The sequence below is a fragment of the Actibacterium naphthalenivorans genome (assembly GCF_014196965.1).
GTDB classification, from domain to species: Bacteria; Pseudomonadota; Alphaproteobacteria; order Rhodobacterales; family Rhodobacteraceae; genus Actibacterium_A; species Actibacterium_A naphthalenivorans.
Genome location: NZ_JACIEQ010000003.1, coordinates 253,905 through 272,041, shown reverse-complemented (window position 1 = coordinate 272,041; position 18,137 = coordinate 253,905). Strand labels below are relative to the sequence as shown.

Here is an 18,137-nt window from a genome sequence, read left to right as displayed (position 1 = left end):
ACCGACGAAGTTACACGAAAACAAGGGAAAATCCGGCTGCTCGAATAGTTACCCGCAGAGTTATCCACAGAAGTCGTGGACAGGTTTTTTCTTGCCCCCGCCCGGGTAACATTGCAGCTACGCCATGGAATCACGATCTGAAGCCTATGCCGGAAGATAGCACGAACCGCACCGCCCACACAGCGCCCGACCGCCCGTCGGGCCATGCCTGTGTGCAATCCTATCTGCCCACGCTGGACAACTCGCCCGGCGTCTACCGGATGCTGGATGCACAGGGGCGGGTGCTGTACGTGGGCAAGGCGCGCAGCCTGAAAAAGCGCGTGTCCTCCTACGCCAAGCCCACCGGGCACACGCCGCGCATCGCCCGGATGATCCGCGAAACCGCGTCGATGATGTTCCTGACCACGCGCACGGAGACCGAGGCGCTGCTGCTGGAGCAGAACCTGATCAAGCAGCTCAAGCCGCGCTACAACGTGCTGCTGCGCGATGACAAAAGCTTTCCGAACATCCTCGTGGCCAAGAACCACGCCTTTCCCCAGATCAAGAAGCATCGCGGCGCCAAGACCGAAAAGGGCGGCTACTACGGCCCCTTCGCCAGCGCCGGCGCGGTGAACCGGACGCTGAATCAGTTGCAGAAGGTGTTTTTGCTGCGCAGTTGCACCGATGCCACCTTCGAAAGCCGCACCCGGCCCTGCCTTCTCTATCAGATCAGGCGTTGCAGCGCGCCCTGCGTCGGAAAGATCTCGCAGGCCGATTACCTTGCCACCGTCGCCGATGCCGAACGCTTTCTTCAGGGCAAGAGCACCGGCGTGCAGGAACAGCTTGCCCGGCAGATGGAAGAGGCGTCCGAGGCGCTGGAGTTCGAGCGCGCCGCCGCGCTGCGCGACCGTATCCGCGCGCTGACCCAGGTGCAGCAGGCCCAGGGCATCAACCCGCGCGGCGTGGCCGAGGCCGATGTCGTCGCCCTGCATATGGAGGGCGGGCAGGCATGTGTGCAGGTCTTTTTCATCCGCGCGCATCAGAACTGGGGCAACCGCGATTACTATCCGCGCACCGGCGCCGGCGCGGATGAGGCCGAGGTGCTGCAGGCCTTTCTGGGCCAGTTCTATGACAACAAGGAGCCGCCGCGCCTGATCCTGCTGTCGCACGGGATCGAGGATGAAGACCTGATGGCACAGGCGCTTTCGGAAAAGGCCGGGCGCAAGGTCGAGCTGTCGGTTCCGCTGCGCGGCGAAAAGGCCGAGCTGGTGGCGGGGGCCGCGCGCAACGCCCGTGAAAGCCTGGCCCGCCGGATGGCCGAAACCGCGACCCAGGCCAAGCTGCTGGCTGGCCTGGCCGAGGCCTTCGCGCTGGACGGCCCGCCGCAGCGGATCGAGGTCTATGACAACTCGCATATCCAGGGCACCAACGCCGTCGGCGCGATGATCGTGGCCGGGGCCGACGGTTTTCTGAAAAGCCAGTACCGTAAGTTCAACATCAAGGGCGAAGAGCTGACCCCGGGCGATGATTTCGGGATGATGAAAGAGGTGCTGACGCGCCGGTTCAAGCGCCTGCTCAAGGAAGACCCGGATCGCGAAAGCGGCGCCTGGCCCGACCTTTTGCTGATCGACGGCGGCGCCGGGCAGATCAGCGCGGTGGCCGGTATCATGGCTGAACTGGGGGTCGAGGATATTCCGGTGGTCGGCGTGGCCAAGGGCATCGACCGTGACGCCGGCAAGGAAGAGTTTCACCGCCCCGGCGCCCGCCCCTTCGCCCTGCGTCACAACGACCCGGTGCTGTATTTCATACAGCGCCTGCGGGACGAGGCGCACCGCTTTGCCATCGGCGCGCACCGCCAGAAACGCGCCAAGGCCATCGGCGCCACGCCGCTGGACGAGATTCCCGGCGTCGGCGCCACGCGCAAACGGGCGCTGCTGGCCCATTTCGGCTCGGCCAAGGCGGTCAGCCGCGCCGGGCTGGCCGATCTCAAGGCGGTGGAGGGGATTTCGGATGCGATGGCCGAAACCATCTATGGCTTCTTCCATGCGACGGGCTGAGCGGGTAAAGCTGGCCCCATGACCTGGAACATCCCCAATATCCTGACCGTGCTGCGCCTGCTGGCCGCGCCCTGCGTGGCCATCGTGTTTCTGCTGCTGCCGCGCCCGGTGGCCGACTGGGCCGCGCTGATCCTGTTCGTGGGGGCGGCGGTGACGGATTGGTTCGATGGCTATATCGCCCGCAAATGGAACCAGCAAAGCCGCTTTGGCGCGATGCTGGATCCGATCGCCGACAAGGCGATGGTGACCATCGCGCTGCTGACCGTCACCAGCCTGTTCGGGATGAGCTTTGCCATCATGCTTCCCGCCGCGCTGATCCTGTTCCGCGAGGTGTTCGTTTCGGGCCTGCGCGAATATCTGGGCCCCGCCGCCGGGTTGCTGCAGGTCACGAGGCTGGCCAAGTGGAAAACCACAGTTCAGATGGTGGCGATTGCGGTGCTGCTGGCGCAGGGGCTGTTCGAGCATTACTTCGGCATGGGCAGCTTCGGCATGGACGCGGCGACGGTGGCCGAGATTCTGGCCGGGCGCGTGGAAGACGTCGGCGGGCTGGTCTGGACATATCGCGGCGCGGTGGGCACGCTTTACCTGGGCGTCGCGCTGCTGTGGCTGGCCGCGATCCTGACGCTGACCACCGGCTGGGACTATTTCATAAAGGCGCTGCCCTATCTGCGCGACGACGAGGCACAGCCATGATCGAAATTCTGTATTTCGCCTGGGTGCGCGAACGCATCGGCCTGCCGAAAGAGCGGCTGGAGACCTCGGCCGCCACCGTGGCCGATCTGGTCGAGGAACTGAAGGCCCGCGAAGAGCGCTATGCCGCCGCCTTTGCCGATCTGACGGCGCTGCGCGTCGCCGTCGATCAGGAACTGACCGAATTCGACGCGCCGCTGGACGGGGTGCGCGAGGTTGCGTTCTTTCCGCCGATGACGGGCGGCTGACATGGCGGTGCGCGTTCAGCACGAGCCGTTCGATTTCGGCGCCGAGGCGAATGCCTTTGCCGCCGGGCGCAGCGATGCCGGCGCGGTTGTCACCTTCACCGGCATCGTGCGCGATCTGGCGCGCGGCGATCTGGACCGGATGGAGATCGAGCATTACCCCGGCATGACCGAACGCGCGCTGGGCGGGATCGAGGCCGAGGCCCGCGCCCGCTGGGATCTGCGCGATTGCCTGATCATCCACCGCTTCGGCACGATGGTGCCCGGCGACATGATCATGATGGTCGCCACCGCGTCGCCGCACCGCGCGGATGCGTTTCAGGCGGCGGAATTCCTGATGGATTACCTCAAATCCCGCGCGCCCTTCTGGAAGAAGGAATACACCCGCGACGGCGCTCTCTGGGTCGACAGCAAAGACGCCGACGAGGCCGCGCTGGGGCGCTGGGCAAAGGGGTGAGCGGGGGCAGGCGATGCTGCTGCTGAGCGTCGCCCTTGCGGCCGCGCTGATCGTGGCGCTTTTCGTGATCGGCCTGCGGCTCGTGCCCCGGTTTGTCGCCCGCGCCGGCCGGCTGTCGGCAAGGCTTGACGCCGCGCATGGGGCGGCGGGCACGGGCGCCCAGCCCGCGCTTTGCCGCCTTGTCCGGGCCCGTACCGCGCCGACGCGGTTCCGGGGCCTGCCGCTGACCTTGCTGACCGCCGCGGCGCTCTACCTCGCGGCGCTGATGCTCGGCCTGACCGAGGATGTGCTGGAGGCCGACAAGGTCGTGACCCTCGACCGGATCATCAGCGCGCTGTTCGATCCGTGGCGGGCCGCGCCGGTGATCACCGTGTTCCGCTGGATCACGGCGTTCGGGGCCAGCCCGGCGATCGTGGCCAGCATGATCATCGCCACCGGCTTCCTGTTCGCCGAAGGGCGTCGGGCGCCGATCCTGCCGCTGTGGATCACCCTGGCCGGTGCCGAGATCACCATGTCTCTGGGCAAGCTGATCGTGGCCCGCCCGCGCCCTGGCGCGATGCTGGACAGCGCCACGTTCTGGTCGTTTCCAAGCGGCCATGCCACGGTGGCGATGGCGGTTTACGGCTATCTGGCCTATGCGATCGCACGTGATCTGCCGAACCCGCACGCCCGCTTTGCGATTGCCTATTGCACCGCCGTGATGATCGGGCTGATCGGGCTGAGCCGGGTCATACTGAACGTACACTATGCCTCGGATATCGTCGGCGGGTTCCTTGTGGGGGGATTCTGGCTGCTGATCGGGGTGATCGCGGCAGAGTTGCTGCGCCCGCACAAGCGGCCGGGCCAAGCGGCAGAGGAGCGGGAGCGGAGATGAAGAACCAGTCTTTTCATTGCAGGGCCGGGTTCGCCCTGCTGGGCCTGCGCACCGCCTGGCGGCGCGAACGCAGCTTCCGCGCCCAGACCGTCTGCGCGGCGCTGGCCATCATCGCCCTGATCGTGACCGGGGCGCAGACGGTCTGGTGGGCGCTGTTTCTGGTGACCATCTCGGTGGTTCTTGCGCTGGAACTGGTGAATTCGGCGCTGGAGGCGCTGATCGATCACCTGCACCCCGATACCCACCCCGAAGTCGGCGTGGTCAAGGATATCGCGGCGGCCGCGGTTCTGGTTGCCAGTCTGGGTGCGCTGGCGGTCGGCGCGCTGTTCGTTTTCGCCCTGATCGCGGGCTGACGGCGCGGGGCCTCAGCCGGCGTTCTGGCGCTCCACCCAGGCGCGCAGCTCTTCTGCCTCGTGCCGGGCCTCGCGCAGCCCGTCCATCGCGGCGCGCAGCTCAGCCTCGGTCTGGCTGAGCTGGCTGGTCAGTTCCGCCTCGCGCTGCTGCAGATAGGCGATGGCCTGATCGCGGGTTTCCTCGGCCTCGTGCAGCTCATGCGCCATCTTGTCCAGCTCGCCCATCTCCGACTGGGTAACGCGGCTGACGCGGTGAACCAGCCATGCGGCGAACCAGCCCAGAAGGAAGGCCACGAACAGGATGACCGCCGTCACCAGTATGAATTCAGTCCTGTTCATCGGCAGTCTCCGTTTCTGGTGCACCCGCCTCTTCGGGCGTGTCCGCGTCCGTTTCCGGCGCTTGTGAACCATCCGGCGCCTCCGCGCCATCGGTTTGCGCGGCCTCTTCCGGTGCGGCGTCGGTTTTCGGCGTTATCAGCCTGAATTCGATCCGCCGGTTGGCCTCGCGCCCGTCTTCGGTGTCATTCTCGGCGATCGGCACGGATTCGCCATAGCCCCGGGCCGTCAGGTCCGTGGTCAGGATGCGCCGGGCGATCAGCGCGGTCAGCACCGCTTCGGCGCGCTGCTGGCTGAGCTGTTCGTTCATCACCTCGCGCCCCTGGCTGTCGGTGTGGCCGCCGATCTCCATCCTCACGCCGGGGCAGTCGCGCAGCGCCGAGGCGATGCGGTCCACCACCTTCAGCGCGTCGCCCTCCAGCGTGACCGATCCGGGCGCGAAGGTGATCTTCTGCTCGGCGAGGATGGCGTTGATGCCATCCACGCATTCCTGCGGCGTGGGCATCGAGGCGACCGGATCGAGCCGTTCCTCATACGCCACCTCGATGCTGAAATTCTGCGCCTCGCCCAGCTTCTCGCCGAACAGCCGGGCGATGCGCGCCCTGGCCTCGGGGTCGCCGGTGGCGCCGCGCAGGGCGACGAATTCGGGCTGCACGATCACCACCCCGTTGCTCAGCTCGGCCAACCCCTCCAGCCCGGTCAGAACCCGGCGCGGCCAGCCGTCGGGCAGCGTCTCGTCCAGGTTCATCGCGGAATAGACATTGCCCAGCCCGAAGCGTGACCGGGCATAGCTTTCGGCGGCGGTGCGCATCACCTCGTCGGTGACGCGGCCGCGCAGCTGGGTTTGCCCCTCCGGGCTGAGCGTGGCCACGAACTCCGGCGGCCCCTTGGGGTCGCCCGACCCGTCCAGCTTGACCGGCTCGGGCAGCACCGCGTGCAACGAGAAGACCTCGGGCAGGTCTGCCTCCAACTCTGCGGTTACCGTGTCGAACAGGCTGCGCGGGGCGTCGTCCAGCGCCACGAGGGTTACGTCGGCATCCGAAAAGGTCAGCGCGCCGCCGCCCAGACGCGCCAGCGCCGCGATGCCGGTTTCCACTGCCGCCGCCCAATTCGGCGACGGCACGCCCAGACCCAGGGTGCAGCCGCCGGCGTCGTCCGGCAGACCGGCGGCCCGGGCCGCGGCCAGAATGCGCTCGCGCCCCTCGGCCGTGTGGGCCGAGCAGGCGTCGAACCGCGCGCCATCGGGGCCGATCACGAAGCGCAGGGTGAAGGGGGCGATCACCGGGCGCGGCGACGAAATGTCAATGTGCGCGGCGATGCCGTCGGGGGCCTCGCGCGCCAGCGCCGCCTCCAGCTTGCGCTTCTGGGCGGGGCTGTCCGAGATGGCGGTGACGGCGACCTGATCCGCGGAAATCGAGATCTTGGAGCGGGGCAGCAGCCGCATCGCCTCCAGCCCGAACTCCAGCGCGGCATCCCAGCCTTCGGGCCGCTCAAACTCGGCCACGTCGAGCATATCGGTGATCCGGGCGCCGTCAGCGGCCTTCTTCACCGATTTGATGATCGTCTCGCGCTGATCGCCGCCGGGGATCAGCCCGATCATCGACAACCCGTCATTGTTGCGCAAAAGCTCCAGCGAAAAGCGCGGTGGCGCGACCGGGCTGGCGGGGGTGACATTCATCTGGTCTATCACCCGCGCGGCATCGACCACGGTACCGGTGATCGTGAGCGCGCGAAAGCGGATCGCCTCGGTCGGCGCGGTGCCGTAGAGCCGCACCTGAAGACCGTCAGTCTCGACCCCGGCCCATGTGATTCCCTCGGCGGCCAGCGCATGGCGGATCTCGGTGGCGGAGCGGCGTTCGATCAGGTTGGCGGCATAGACGGCGCTCAGCCCGGCCAGAAGGGCGGCAAGCAGAATCGCCGACAGGGCAATCATGTTGGAGGCTTTGCGCATGGATCCGTGGTTACTCCGCGTCTTGTTTTTCTTGTGGGACGTCTTCTAGTTGCCCGGGCGTCACTGTGCAATCACAGCACGATGGCGGCGGCAAGAAACAGCGCAGGGATCAGCCCCGTGTTGCGGTTGATACGGAACAGCATCAGGCAGGTGTCGCTGTCCTCGGTGTCCAGCACCGCCAGTTGCCAGGCCATGTGCCAGCCGAAGGCCGCCACCCCGGCAAGGCCCAGTACAAGGTTCAGCATCCCGGTGCCGATCAGCGCCATGACCACGGCCGCCGCCATCAGCATCACGCTGACCATCAGGAACAGCCGCAGCCAGCCATGGGTATCGTCGCCGAACAGGCGGGCGGTGGATTTCACGCCGATCATCGCGTCATCCTCCTTGTCCTGATGGGCATAGATCGTGTCGTAGAAGATCGTCCAGGCGATGCCGGACAGGTAGAGAAACACCGCCGGCAGGGCCAGCGCGCCGGTATGCGCCGTCCAGGCCAGCAGTGCGCCCCAGTTGAAGGCCAGCCCCAGAAACACCTGCGGCCACCATGTGAAACGCTTGGCGAAAGGGTAGATCGCGACCAGCACCAGCGACGCGACGCCAAGCGCGATGGCGGCCCGGTTGAACGTCAGCAGAATGGCGAAGGCCAACAGCGCCTGCGCGCCCATCCAGATCGCGGCCTGCCTTGCCGTCACCTGCCCCGACGGGATCGGGCGCGACCGGGTGCGCGCCACCTGCGCATCGAACTCGCGGTCGGTGATGTCGTTCCATGTGCAGCCCGCCCCGCGCATCAGCCAGGCGCCGAGCGCGCTGCCCGCGATGATCCACAGATCGAACCAGCGCCAGCCGGTGCTGGCCGCGGCCAGCAGCACGCCCCACCAGCAGGGCAGCAGCAACAGCCACGTGCCGATCGGCCGGTCGGCCCGAGACAGGCGCAGATAGGGGCGGGCCTTTTCGGGGGCCAGATGATCAACCCAGTTGCCCCGCACCGCATCCGCGACCTGGCCCGCGGCCTCTGGCATTTCCCTCGTTCCGGTCATATCGTCCGCCCCCATGAACACGCGCGCACCCGCCAAGATACGGCTGTATGTAGAGCACCCGCTCGGGGCGGGGCAATCCATTCCTCTGACCCGCGATCAGGCGCATTACCTTTTCGGCGTGATGCGGCTGGGCGAAGGCGCCGCTGTGCTGGTGTTCGACGGGCGCAACGGCGAATGGCTGGCCGAGGTCTCCGAGGCCGGCAAGCGCGGCGGAACGCTTGTGTGCCGCGAGCAGACGCGCCCGCAGCAAAACCCGCCCGACCTGTGGCTTTTGTTCGCGCCGATCAAGAAGGCGCGCACCGACTTCATCGTCGAAAAGGCCGCCGAGATGGGGGCGGCGCGGATCTGTCCGGTACAGACCGATTTCACCAATGCCGAACGTATCCGGCGCGACAGGCTCCAGGCCCATGCGGTGGAGGCGGCGGAACAATGCGGCGGCACCTTCGTCCCCGAGGTGGCCGAACTGGCGCGGCTGGACCGGGTGCTGGCCGACTGGCCCGCAGACCGCCGCCTGATGTTCTGCGACGAGGCGCTGTCGGGCCGCGCATCACGCCTCGGGGCATTCTTCGCCGACCAAGGCGCGCGGGCGGCCCCCTGGGCCATCCTGATCGGCCCCGAAGGCGGCTTTTCCGAAGCCGAGCGCGCCCGTCTGGCGGCAATGCCCCAGGCCGTCGCTGTCAGCCTGGGCCCCCGCATCCTGCGCGCCGATACGGCGGCGGTGGCGGCGCTGACCCTGTGGCAAAGCACCTTGGGGGATTGGGGATGACCCTGCGCCGGGCGACACCGGGCGATGCCGCCGCGATCGACCGGTTTCTGCTGGGCCGGGCCGAATCGTCGATGTTTCCGCTGACCAACCTGCGCGAACACGGGATCGACGGCCCCGCGCCCCGGTCGATGCGGTTCTGGCTGAACGAGGGGCCCGCCGGCCCGCGCCGGGTGCTCGGCCTGACGCGCGAAGGCATGGCGATGCCGCAGATGCCGGGCGCGGCGGTCGCCGATTGGCGGGCCGTCGCGGCGGCGCTGGCCGGGCGCCGTCTGATCGGTGTGCTGGGCGAGGCCGGGCAGGTACGCGCCTGCCTCGCCGCGACAGGGCTGACCGGGGCGCCCACACTTCTCGATCACGATGAGCCGGCCTTCACCCTCGATCTCGGCGATCTGCATATTCCCGCCCGCCCCGACGCGCGGCTCGATCCCGCGGGGCAGGCCGACCGGGCGCTGCTGGTCGGCTGGCGCCGTGCCTATCATACCGAGGTTCTGGGCACCCCCGCGGCAGACGCAGAGGCCCGCGCGGAGCAGGACATCGCCAGCTTTCTGGGGCGCGGCACGCACCGCATCCTGCGCATCGGCGCACAGCCCGTGGCAATGACTGGCTTCAACGCCACCCTGCCCGATACGGTGCAGATCGGCGCCGTCTTCACCCCGCCAGAGCTGCGCGGGCGCGGCTATGCGCGCCTGGCGGTGGCCTTGCATCTGCAGGAGGCGCGCCGCGCCGGTGTCACCCGCGCCGTGTTGTTCGCGGCCAGTGACGCGGCGGCCAAAGCCTATCGCGCCATCGGCTTCGCCCGCTGGGGCAGCTTCGCGCTCGTCCTGTTCGACGGCGCGCAGCAGGTGGCCCCGTGCCCGGCCTGATCCGCCCCGAACTGCGTGCCGCGCTGGCCCGCTGGCGCGAGGTGCTGATCGGGCTCGGGGTCGTGCTGGCGGGGCTCTGGCTCTTCGGCCTCGGCGGGCTGTTCTTTCAGGCCGCCGGGGCGCTTTCTTGCGCGCTGGGCCTGGCGCTCGGCCTTGTGGCGCTGCGGCGCCTGCGCTTTCGCCGCGACGGGTCTGCCCCCGGCGCTGTCGAGGTGACAGAGGGGCAGATCACCTATCTGGCGGCGCGGGGCGGCGGGTTTGCCGCGCGCAGCGAGATCACGGCGGTCGCGCTCGGCTTCGCGCCCGGTGGACAGGCACAGTGGCGGATCAGCCAGACCGGCGCGCCGCCGCTCGCCATCCCCGTGGCGGCGCTGGGGGCAGAGGCGCTGTTCGACGCGTTCGTTGCCCTGCCGGGGGCGCAGCCCTCGCGGTTTCTGGCCGCGCTGGACCGCAACCCGGCGGATGGTCCCGTGATTGTGTGGCAGCGGAACGCAGCCCCGGCCTTGACTTGACCGGCGCAACGCCGCACCTCTTGGCCCCACGCGGATGAACAGATCGGAGCGCCTTACATGTCAATTCCCCAGTCCGGCGGCGGACCGATCGAAAGCTTCGACCAGCTTGCCGAATACCTTGACGATGGCTGCAAGCCGAAGACGGATTGGCGCATCGGCACCGAGCATGAGAAGTTCGGATATTGCAAGGATACGCTGAACCCGATTCCCTATGCCGGGCCGCGATCGGTGCTGGCGGTGCTCGAGGGGCTGCGCGACCGGCACGGCTGGAAGCCGATCCACGAGGGCGACTATCTGATCGGGCTGGAAAAGGACGGCGCCAACGTCAGCCTCGAACCGGGCGGCCAGCTCGAACTGTCGGGCGCCCCGCTCGAGAGCATCCATGAAACCTGCGACGAGGTGAATACCCACCTGCGCGAGGTGAAGGGGATCGCCGACGAGGTCGGCGTGGGTTTCATCGGGCTGGGCGCGGCGCCGATCTGGACCCATGAGCAGATGCCGGTCATGCCCAAGGGCCGCTACAAGCTGATGACCGAATATATGGACAAGGTCGGGACCATGGGCAAAACCATGATGTACCGGACCTGCACGGTTCAGGTGAACCTGGATTTCGGGTCAGAGGCCGACATGGTGCAGAAGTTCCGCGTGGCGCTGGCGCTGCAGCCGGTGGCGACCGCGCTCTTCGCCAATTCGCCGTTCCTCGAGGGCAAGCCCAACGGCCACAAAAGCTGGCGCAGCCGGGTCTGGCGCGATCTGGACGCCGACCGCACCGGGATGCTGCCCTTCGTCTTCGAAGACGGGTTCGGGTTCGAGCGCTATGTGGACTACGCCCTGGATGTCCCGATGTATTTCGTCTATCGCGACGGCAAATACATCAACGCGCTGGGCCAGTCGTTCCGGGATTTCATGAAGGGCAGGCTGCCCGCGCTGCCGGGCGAAACGCCGACGCTTTCGGATTGGGCCGATCACCTGACCACGATCTTCCCCGAGGCGCGGATCAAGAAATTCATGGAAATGCGCGGTGCCGATGGCGGGCCCTGGCGGCGGCTCTGCGCGCTGCCCGCCTTCTGGGTCGGGCTGATGTACGATCAGGGCGCGCTGGATGCGGCCTGGGATCTGGTAAAGGGCTGGGACGCGGAAACGCGCGAGGCGCTGCGGGTCGCGGCGTCGAAGGATGCGCTGCAGGCGCAGGTGGGCGACATCAACATGCTCGAGCTGTCGCGCCAGGTTCTGGCAATTTCACGCGAAGGGCTGAAGGCGCGGGCCAGGCCCGGCGCCGGCGGCATGATCCCCGACGAGCGTCATTTCCTGCACGCGCTGGAGGACAGTGTGGAGGATGGCCGCGTACCCGCCGACGAGCTTCTGGAGCATTACCACGGCGACTGGGCCGGCGATCTGAGCCGGATCTACGCCGAATACAGCTACTGAGCGGCGCGCCTTCGGCGCAAGAGACATGCACTTCGTGCGATGCCTCCGGCGGGAGTATTTTTGCCAAGAAGAAAGCTCCGGCCTTCTTTTCCGCCGGAAATATCCCCGCCGGAGGCAGCGCGCCGCAGGCGCGAACCGGACTCAGCCCTTGCCGATCTTCGGTTCGGTGCCCGCCTTCAGGCGTTCGATATTCGGCCAGTGGCGGGCATAGATCAGTACGGTCAGCACGATGCCCAGCATCACCATCTGCCCGTGACCGAGGAAGATCATGTAAAGCGGTGACAGCGCGGCGGCCATCAGCGCCGAGAGCGAGGAATAGCGCGTTGCCAGCGCCACGATCAGCCAGGTGGCGCAGGCGGCCAGCCCGACGGGCCAGGCCAGCGCCAGCAGGGTGCCCAGAAACGTGGCCACGCCCTTGCCGCCCCGAAAGCCGAGGTAGACCGGGAAGATGTGGCCGGTGAAGGCGGCCAGCCCGGCGAGCTGTGCGGCATCCTCGCCCACCGCGGCGCGGGCGATCAGCACGGCAAAGGCGCCCTTGCCCGCGTCCAGCACCAGCGTCAGGAAGGCCGCCGGCTTGTTGCCGGTGCGCAGCACGTTGGTGGCGCCGATATTGCCCGAGCCGATCCGGCGCAGATCGCCCAGCCCGAAGATCCGGGCGATGACGATGCCGAAGGGCACCGCCCCGGCGAGATAGGCGAGCAGCGCCACGAGGGCCAGTATCGGGGGTGGGGTGACGAGATCGGGCATGGGTCAGAGCTCTCCGAAGACCTGAGTGCCGGCGACGAAGGTGGCCAGCACCCGGCCCTGCATCCGCGCGCCGTCAAACGGCGTGTTCTTGGATTTGGAGCGCAGTTTGAACCGGTCGAGCACGAAGGGTGCGTCGGGGTCGAACAGCACCAGGTCGGCGGGGGCGCCCACGGCCAGCCGCCCGGTGTCGAGCCCCAGCCGCCGGGCCGGGTTCAGCGACAGGGCGCGCCAGAGCGCGGGCAGGGCGATCGCGCCGGAATGGACGAGGCGCAGCGCGGCGGGCAGCAGGGTTTCCAGCGCCACGGCGCCCGACGCGGCCTCTTCATAGGGCAGGCGCTTGGATTCCTCGTCCTGCGGGGTGTGCATCGACGAGATCACGTCGATCAGGCCGCTGGCCACGGCCTGCACCATCGCCACCCGGTCGTCTTCGCTGCGCAGGGGGGGCTTGACCTTGAAGAAGGTGCGGTAGTCGCCCACGTCGAGCTCGTTCAGCGCCAGATGGTGGATCGAGACGCCGGCGGTGACGTTCAGCCCGTTTTTCTTGGCCCGTTCCAGCGCGGGCAGGGCGCGGGCGGTGCTGATCTGGTCGGCGTGGTATTTCACCCCGGTCATTTCGACCAGCGCCATGTCCCGGTCCAGTGCCATGCGTTCGGCCATGGGCGAAACGGCGGGCAGGCCGCGCAGCGAGGCGAATTTGCCCGAGGTGACGGCGGCGCCCTTCGACAGGCCGGGCTCTTGCGGGTGGGCGATGACCAGCGCGTCCAGCGATCGCGCGTAGGTCATGGCGCGGCTGAGCACCTTGGTGTTTTCGGTCACCCTGTCGCCATCGGTGAAGGCCACGGCGCCGGCATCGAGCAGGAAGCCGATCTCGACCATCTCGCGGCCTTCGCGGGCCTTGGTGAGGGTGGCCATGGGCTTGATGCGCACGGGGGAGGCTTCGCGGGCGCGGCGGGTGACGAACTCCAGCACTTCGGGCGTGTCGATGGCGGGCAGGGTGTCGGGGCGGGTGACCATGGTGGTGACGCCCCCGGCGGCGGCGGCCAGGCCGGCGGATTTGAACGATTCCTTGTGCCGCTCGCCGGGTTCGCAAACCTTGACGCCGATATCGACAATGCCGGGGGCAAGGCATTTGCCGCGGCAGTCGATCACGGTGGCGGAGGCCTTTTGTTTCGCGCCTTCCGGGGGGCCGGGGGATATTTCGGCAATCTTTCCGCCCGAGATCCGAACGGTGCCGGGCGTCTCGGTTCCGGCCTCGGGGTCGATCAGCCGGGCGTTGGTGAGCAGGATGTCGGTCATGCCCAGACCCCCTCGGCCTTTTGCGCCCGCAGGTTGCGGGCCAGCAGATCCATCGCGGCCATGCGCACCGCCACGCCCATTTCCACCTGTTCCTGAATCACCGAACGGTTGATGTCGTCGGCGATCTCTCCGTCGATCTCGACGCCGCGGTTCATCGGGCCGGGGTGCATGACGATGGCGTCTTCCTTGGCATAGGCGAGTTTTTCGGCGTCGAGCCCGAAACGGTGGTAATATTCGCGTTCCGAGGGGATGAAGCCGCCATCCATCCGCTCGCGCTGCAGCCGCAGCATCATGACCACGTCCACGTCCTGAAGCCCCTGTTTCATGTCGTCGTATACTTCGACCCCGAATTCGGCGATGCCGGCGGGCATCAGGGTGGGCGGGCCGATCAGCCGGATGCGGTTTTCAAGCTTGCCCAGCAGCAGGATGTTGCTGCGCGCCACGCGGGAATGGGCGATGTCGCCGCAGATGGCGATGTTGAGCCGGTGCAGCCGGCCCTTGGCGCGGCGGATGGTCAGCGCATCGAGCAGCGCCTGGGTGGGGTGTTCGTGCCGCCCGTCGCCGGCGTTCAGCACGGCGCAGTTGACCTTTTGCGCCAGCAGATCCACCGCGCCCGAATGCGGGTGGCGCACCACCAGAAGATCGGGGTGCATGGCGTTCAGCGTCAGCGCCGTGTCGATCAGGGTTTCGCCCTTCTTGATGCTGGAGGCCTGCATCGACATGTTCATCACATCCGCGCCCAGCCGTTTTCCGGCCAGTTCGAAGCTGGCCTGGGTGCGGGTGGAGTTTTCGAAGAACATGTTGATCTGGGTGAGGCCAGACAGCACATCGGAATGTTTCAGCGCGCCGCGGTTGAGATCGACATACTGTTCGGACAGGTCGAGGATGGTGCGAATCTCGTCCGGGGCGAGGGGTTCGATGCCCAGCAGGTGTTTCGCGCGGAATGTCATGGGGCCTCCGTCCTGATCGGTTTGCTTATAGGAAGCGGCGGGTGCGGCGGCAAGGGATTGCCGGTGCTCGGGCATGCGGCGCGTGCCGCGCCATTGCTTTGGGGCCGCCTGCGGCGGCCCGTCTGCCTCCGGCGGGGATATTTGGCCGAAGAAGAACGGGGTATTCTTTACCTTTGGCTGTGGCGGTCCTAGCGTGCGGCCATGGATTCTGCACTGGATTATCATACCGCGAAGGCGCTGCTGGCCTGGCAGGTCGAGCTTGGCGCGACCGAGGCGATCGGCGAGGTGGCGGTGAACCGCTACGAGGCGGCGGCGGAGCCGGTGCCCGCAGCGGTGCCGCCGGTGGTGGCGCCTGTGGCCGCGGCGGAGGTGGATCCGGTGGCGGTGGCGAAAGCGGCGGCGGCTGCGGCGGGCGATCTGGAGGGGTTGCGCGCGGCGCTGGAGGCGTTCGAGTTTTGCGAGTTGAAGAAGGGCGCGCGCAATCTGGTGTTTGCCGATGGCCGCCCCGGCGCGGGGGTGATGGTGATCGGCGAGGCGCCGGGGCGCGAGGAGGATCAGCAGGGCAGGCCCTTTGTCGGCCGGGCCGGGCAATTGCTGGACCGGATGTTCGCCGCGATCGGTATGGGGCGCGATGCGCCGGATCCGGGGGCGGCACTTTATATCACCAATATTCTGCCCTGGCGGCCGCCGCAGAACCGTGATCCGAAGCCCGAGGAGGTGGCGATGATGCTGCCTTTCGTCGAGCGGCATGTGGAACTGGCGGATCCCGATCTGCTGGTGCTGATGGGCAATCATTCCTGTCAGGCGCTATTGGGCCGCAAGGGGATCACCCGGTTGCGCGGCCACTGGATGCAGGCGCTGGGCCGCCCGGCCCTGCCGATGTTCCACCCGGCCTATCTGCTGCGCAACCCCCATGCCAAGCGTGAGGCCTGGCACGACCTGCTGATGCTGCAGGCGAAACTGAGAGGCGCGTGATGTCATCCATCGACGAGAACAAGGCGTTCGTGCCGGTCCGCATCGCGGTGCTGACCGTATCCGACAGCCGCAGCCTGGCGGAGGACCGGTCGGGCCAGGTGCTGGTGGAGCGGATCGAGGCGGCGGGGCATGTGGTGGCCGCGCGCACGATCCTGCGCGATGAGCGGGCGGAGATCGCGGCGCAGCTGCGCGATTGGTGCGCGGCGCCGGAGATCGATGTGGTGATTTCGACCGGCGGCACCGGGCTGACCGGGCGCGATGTGACGGTCGAGGCGCATCGGGATGTCTATGAGAAAGAGATCGATGCGTTCGGAACGGTGTTCACGATCGTGTCGATGCAGAAGATCGGCACCTCGGCGGTACAGTCGCGGGCCACGGGTGGGGTGGCGCAGGGCACCTATCTGTTCGCGCTGCCCGGCAGCCCCGGTGCCTGCAAGGATGCCTGGGATGAGATCCTTTCGCTGCAGCTCGACTACCGTCATCGGCCCTGCAATTTCGTGGAAATCCTTCCCAGACTGGAAGAACACAGGCGGCGGAAATGAATGATCTGACAGAATTCGAAACGCTGGGCGCCGTTCCGGCCGTGCCCAGCTATGTGGCGGCGATCGTGATTGCCGAGGATGCGGCGGGCCGGGTGCTGATGCAGCTGCGCGACGACATTTCCGGTATCGCCGCGCCGGGGAAGTGGTGCCTGTTCGGCGGGGCCATCGAAGCGGGCGAGAGCCTGGTGCAATCGGCGCAGCGCGAGTTTGCCGAAGAGACCGGCGTGGATCTGGCGCCGGAGGAGTTGCGCCCCTTCGTGCGCATCGAATCCTCGGCCACCGAGGGCGGTGTGCTTTATGTTTACCGGTCCTTGCGGGTGCTGCGGCCCGAAGAGGTGGTGCTGGGCGAAGGGGCCGGGTTCGCCTTTCTGACCCTGGCGCAGGTGCGGGCGTTCGACACCGTGCCCGCGATCCGGGCCGTGCTGGAGCGGTTCGGGGCCGGACGCTGAACTTTGCGGCAGAACCGCGGCCGGTGCGCGCGGAAAAATCACCTTGGGTGCGACGGAATGCGGGGTGCTGTGCGTAACACAGATGTGGTTTGCGCCGGGCATGGCGCGCGCTATCATCACGGCGGCGTGAGTTTCCCGTGCGCCGAACCCGGTAAGGACCCGATTGATGCGTTTTCTGCGCCGAAGCCTTGTGGGGCTTTTTCTTCTGGCGGCGACCCTGGGCCTGCTGACCTTCGCGGGCCAGTCTGTCTATTCCGCGCTGGTCACCCGCTGGGCGGAGCAGGAGCCCGCGCGCCCCGCCCGCGAACGAGTGTTCGCGGTGAATGTGGTGCCCGTGCGCGCGCAGGATGTTGCCCCGGTGCTGACCGCATTCGGCCAGGTACGCAGCCGCCGGACGCTGGATCTGCGGGCCAAGGCGGCGGGCACGGTGGTGGTGCTTTCGGACGGGTTCGAAGAGGGCGGGCGCGTTGACGCCGGGCAGCTTTTGTTCCGGGTCGATCCCGCCGATGCGCAGTCGGCCGTCGAAGTGGCGCGCGCCGATCTGAGCGAGGCCGAGGCGGAACTGCGCGACGCCGAGCGTGCGCTGGTTCTGGCGCGGGACGATCTGGCCGCGGCGCAGGAGCAGGCCGCGCTGCGGACCCGCGCGCTGGAACGCCAGCAGAGCCTGCAGGAACGCGGCTTTGCCACCGATGCGCTGGTCGAAGAGGCGGAGCTGGCAGCGGCCTCGGCGCAGCAATCGGTGGTGTCGCGGCGCCAGTTGCTGGCCAGCGCCGAAAGCCGGCTGGATCAGGCCGGAACACAGCTTTCGCGCGAGCGGATCAATCTGGCCGAGGCCGAGCGGCGGCTGGCCGATACCGAGCTTTACGCCGAATATTCCGGTACGCTGAGCGAGGTGTCGATCGTCGAGGGCGGGCTGGTGGCGCATAATGAGCAGGTGGCCCGGCTGATCGATCCCGACGATCTGGAAGTGTCGTTCCGGATCTCGACGCCGCAATACCTGAATCTGCTGGATGAGAGTGGCGCGCTGGTGCCGGCGCCGGTGGCTGTCACTCTGGATGCCTATGGTGCCGATCTGGTGGCGCCCGGGGTCATCACCCGCGAAAGCGCGGCCGTGGCCGAGGGCCAGACCGGGCGGCTGCTGTTCGCGCGGCTGGAGCAGGCCAAGGGGTTTCGCCCCGGCGATTTCGTGACCGTGCGGGTTGAAGAGCCGGTGCTTGGCGATGTGGCGGTGTTGCCGTCGACGGCGCTGGACGCGGCGAATACGGTACTGGTTCTGGCCGGTGACGAACGGCTGGAGCAGGTCGGGGTGACGTTGCTGCGCCGTCAGGGCAACGATGTGATCGTGCGGGCGCCGGGCCTTTACGGGCAGGAGGTGGTGGCCGAACGCTCTCCGCTGCTGGGCGCGGGCATCAAGGTGCGCCCGGTCCGCCCCGAGGCCAGCGCCGACGGCGCTCTGGCGGTGCCGGAGATGGTGGAACTGTCGCCCGAGCGCAGGGCGCAGTTGATCGCCTTTATCGAAGCCAGCCAGTTCATGCCGCCGGAGGCCAAGGAACGGGTGCTGGCGCAGTTGACGCAGGACAGGGTGCCCGCGGTCACGGTCGAGCGGATCGAGAGCCGCATGGGGGGCTAGGCG

General features: G+C 67.9%; 20 protein-coding genes. 14 read left to right on the top strand and 6 right to left on the bottom strand.

The window, feature by feature from the left end; all coding sequences use genetic code 11:
• Positions 1-146: 146 nt before the first annotated feature.
• Genes uvrC through GGR17_RS12600 form a run of 6 tightly spaced genes read left to right on the top strand, consistent with a single transcriptional unit; the run spans position 147 to position 4,655 of the window.
• A complete protein-coding gene (gene uvrC, locus GGR17_RS12625; RefSeq protein ID WP_054539877.1) occupies positions 147-2,036 on the top strand; it encodes an excinuclease ABC subunit UvrC in 1,890 nt (629 codons plus the stop codon).
• Between the two features lie 18 nt (positions 2,037-2,054).
• Positions 2,055-2,729: a CDP-diacylglycerol--glycerol-3-phosphate 3-phosphatidyltransferase gene (gene pgsA, locus GGR17_RS12620; protein WP_054539876.1), complete on the top strand. Its 675-nt coding sequence runs from the start codon at positions 2,055-2,057 to the stop codon at positions 2,727-2,729.
• Positions 2,726-2,974 (top strand): molybdopterin converting factor subunit 1, encoded by a 249-nt coding sequence (gene moaD / locus GGR17_RS12615; protein ID WP_081940290.1) that lies wholly within the window; start codon positions 2,726-2,728, stop codon positions 2,972-2,974. The genes pgsA and moaD overlap by 4 nt, the downstream gene beginning before the upstream one ends.
• A 1-nt stretch (position 2,975) precedes the next feature.
• The gene (locus GGR17_RS12610) at positions 2,976-3,428 is read left to right on the top strand and encodes a molybdenum cofactor biosynthesis protein MoaE (protein WP_037210950.1); all 453 of its coding nucleotides are present in this window, start codon (positions 2,976-2,978) and stop codon (positions 3,426-3,428) included.
• Between the two features lie 13 nt (positions 3,429-3,441).
• Positions 3,442-4,302, top strand: coding sequence for a phosphatase PAP2 family protein (locus GGR17_RS12605; RefSeq protein WP_054539875.1), 861 nt, complete (start codon positions 3,442-3,444; stop codon positions 4,300-4,302).
• Complete coding sequence (locus tag GGR17_RS12600) at positions 4,299-4,655, top strand: diacylglycerol kinase (protein ID WP_037210945.1); 357 nt, start codon at positions 4,299-4,301, stop codon at positions 4,653-4,655. Before GGR17_RS12605 ends, GGR17_RS12600 begins: the two co-directional genes overlap by 4 nt.
• 12 nt (positions 4,656-4,667) lie before the next feature.
• On the opposite strand, the gene GGR17_RS12595 is transcribed toward GGR17_RS12600, so the two are convergent.
• The 3 genes from GGR17_RS12595 to ubiA all read right to left on the bottom strand — a co-directional run bounded on the left by GGR17_RS12595 (position 4,668) and on the right by ubiA (position 7,976).
• Complete coding sequence (locus GGR17_RS12595; protein ID WP_037210943.1) at positions 4,668-4,994, bottom strand: prefoldin domain-containing protein; 327 nt, start codon at positions 4,992-4,994, stop codon at positions 4,668-4,670.
• Positions 4,981-6,942, bottom strand: coding sequence for an OmpA family protein (locus GGR17_RS12590; protein ID WP_054539874.1), 1,962 nt, complete (start codon positions 6,940-6,942; stop codon positions 4,981-4,983). Before GGR17_RS12590 ends, GGR17_RS12595 begins: the two co-directional genes overlap by 14 nt.
• A 71-nt stretch (positions 6,943-7,013) precedes the next feature.
• The gene (ubiA, locus tag GGR17_RS12585) at positions 7,014-7,976 is read right to left on the bottom strand and encodes a 4-hydroxybenzoate octaprenyltransferase (protein ID WP_054540478.1); all 963 of its coding nucleotides are present in this window, start codon (positions 7,974-7,976) and stop codon (positions 7,014-7,016) included.
• A gap of 13 nt (positions 7,977-7,989) precedes the next feature.
• On the opposite strand from ubiA, the gene GGR17_RS12580 reads away from it, so the two are divergent.
• The 4 genes from GGR17_RS12580 to GGR17_RS12565 are packed head-to-tail and all read left to right on the top strand — an operon-like array spanning position 7,990 to position 11,545.
• Positions 7,990-8,742, top strand: coding sequence for a 16S rRNA (uracil(1498)-N(3))-methyltransferase (locus GGR17_RS12580; protein WP_054539873.1), 753 nt, complete (start codon positions 7,990-7,992; stop codon positions 8,740-8,742).
• Positions 8,739-9,605 (top strand): GNAT family N-acetyltransferase, encoded by an 867-nt coding sequence (locus GGR17_RS12575; protein ID WP_054539872.1) that lies wholly within the window; start codon positions 8,739-8,741, stop codon positions 9,603-9,605. The genes GGR17_RS12580 and GGR17_RS12575 overlap by 4 nt, the downstream gene beginning before the upstream one ends.
• Positions 9,593-10,117: a hypothetical protein gene (locus GGR17_RS12570; protein ID WP_054539871.1), complete on the top strand. Its 525-nt coding sequence runs from the start codon at positions 9,593-9,595 to the stop codon at positions 10,115-10,117. The genes GGR17_RS12575 and GGR17_RS12570 overlap by 13 nt, the downstream gene beginning before the upstream one ends.
• A gap of 57 nt (positions 10,118-10,174) precedes the next feature.
• Entirely contained in the window at positions 10,175-11,545 is a 1,371-nt protein-coding gene (locus GGR17_RS12565) for a glutamate--cysteine ligase (RefSeq protein ID WP_054539870.1), read from the top strand.
• Positions 11,546-11,686: 141 nt separating this feature from the next.
• On the opposite strand, the gene plsY is transcribed toward GGR17_RS12565, so the two are convergent.
• The 3 genes from plsY to GGR17_RS12550 are packed head-to-tail and all read right to left on the bottom strand — an operon-like array spanning position 11,687 to position 14,538.
• The gene (gene plsY, locus GGR17_RS12560) at positions 11,687-12,292 is read right to left on the bottom strand and encodes a glycerol-3-phosphate 1-O-acyltransferase PlsY (RefSeq protein WP_054539869.1); all 606 of its coding nucleotides are present in this window, start codon (positions 12,290-12,292) and stop codon (positions 11,687-11,689) included.
• Between the two features lie 3 nt (positions 12,293-12,295).
• A complete protein-coding gene (gene pyrC / locus GGR17_RS12555) occupies positions 12,296-13,588 on the bottom strand; it encodes a dihydroorotase (protein WP_054539868.1) in 1,293 nt (430 codons plus the stop codon).
• Positions 13,585-14,538, bottom strand: coding sequence for an aspartate carbamoyltransferase catalytic subunit (locus GGR17_RS12550; protein WP_054539867.1), 954 nt, complete (start codon positions 14,536-14,538; stop codon positions 13,585-13,587). Before GGR17_RS12550 ends, pyrC begins: the two co-directional genes overlap by 4 nt.
• 201 nt (positions 14,539-14,739) lie before the next feature.
• On the opposite strand from GGR17_RS12550, the gene GGR17_RS12545 reads away from it, so the two are divergent.
• The 4 genes from GGR17_RS12545 to GGR17_RS12530 all read left to right on the top strand — a co-directional run bounded on the left by GGR17_RS12545 (position 14,740) and on the right by GGR17_RS12530 (position 18,134).
• A complete protein-coding gene (locus GGR17_RS12545; RefSeq protein WP_054539866.1) occupies positions 14,740-15,513 on the top strand; it encodes a uracil-DNA glycosylase in 774 nt (257 codons plus the stop codon).
• The gene (gene moaB / locus GGR17_RS12540; RefSeq protein WP_037211221.1) at positions 15,513-16,055 is read left to right on the top strand and encodes a molybdenum cofactor biosynthesis protein B; all 543 of its coding nucleotides are present in this window, start codon (positions 15,513-15,515) and stop codon (positions 16,053-16,055) included. Before GGR17_RS12545 ends, moaB begins: the two co-directional genes overlap by 1 nt.
• On the top strand, positions 16,052-16,504 hold the full coding sequence (locus GGR17_RS12535; protein ID WP_054539865.1) for an NUDIX domain-containing protein: 453 nt from the start codon (positions 16,052-16,054) through the stop codon (positions 16,502-16,504). The genes moaB and GGR17_RS12535 overlap by 4 nt, the downstream gene beginning before the upstream one ends.
• Before the next feature lie 166 nt (positions 16,505-16,670).
• Positions 16,671-18,134: an efflux RND transporter periplasmic adaptor subunit gene (locus tag GGR17_RS12530; RefSeq protein WP_054539864.1), complete on the top strand. Its 1,464-nt coding sequence runs from the start codon at positions 16,671-16,673 to the stop codon at positions 18,132-18,134.
• Positions 18,135-18,137: the final 3 nt, after the last annotated feature.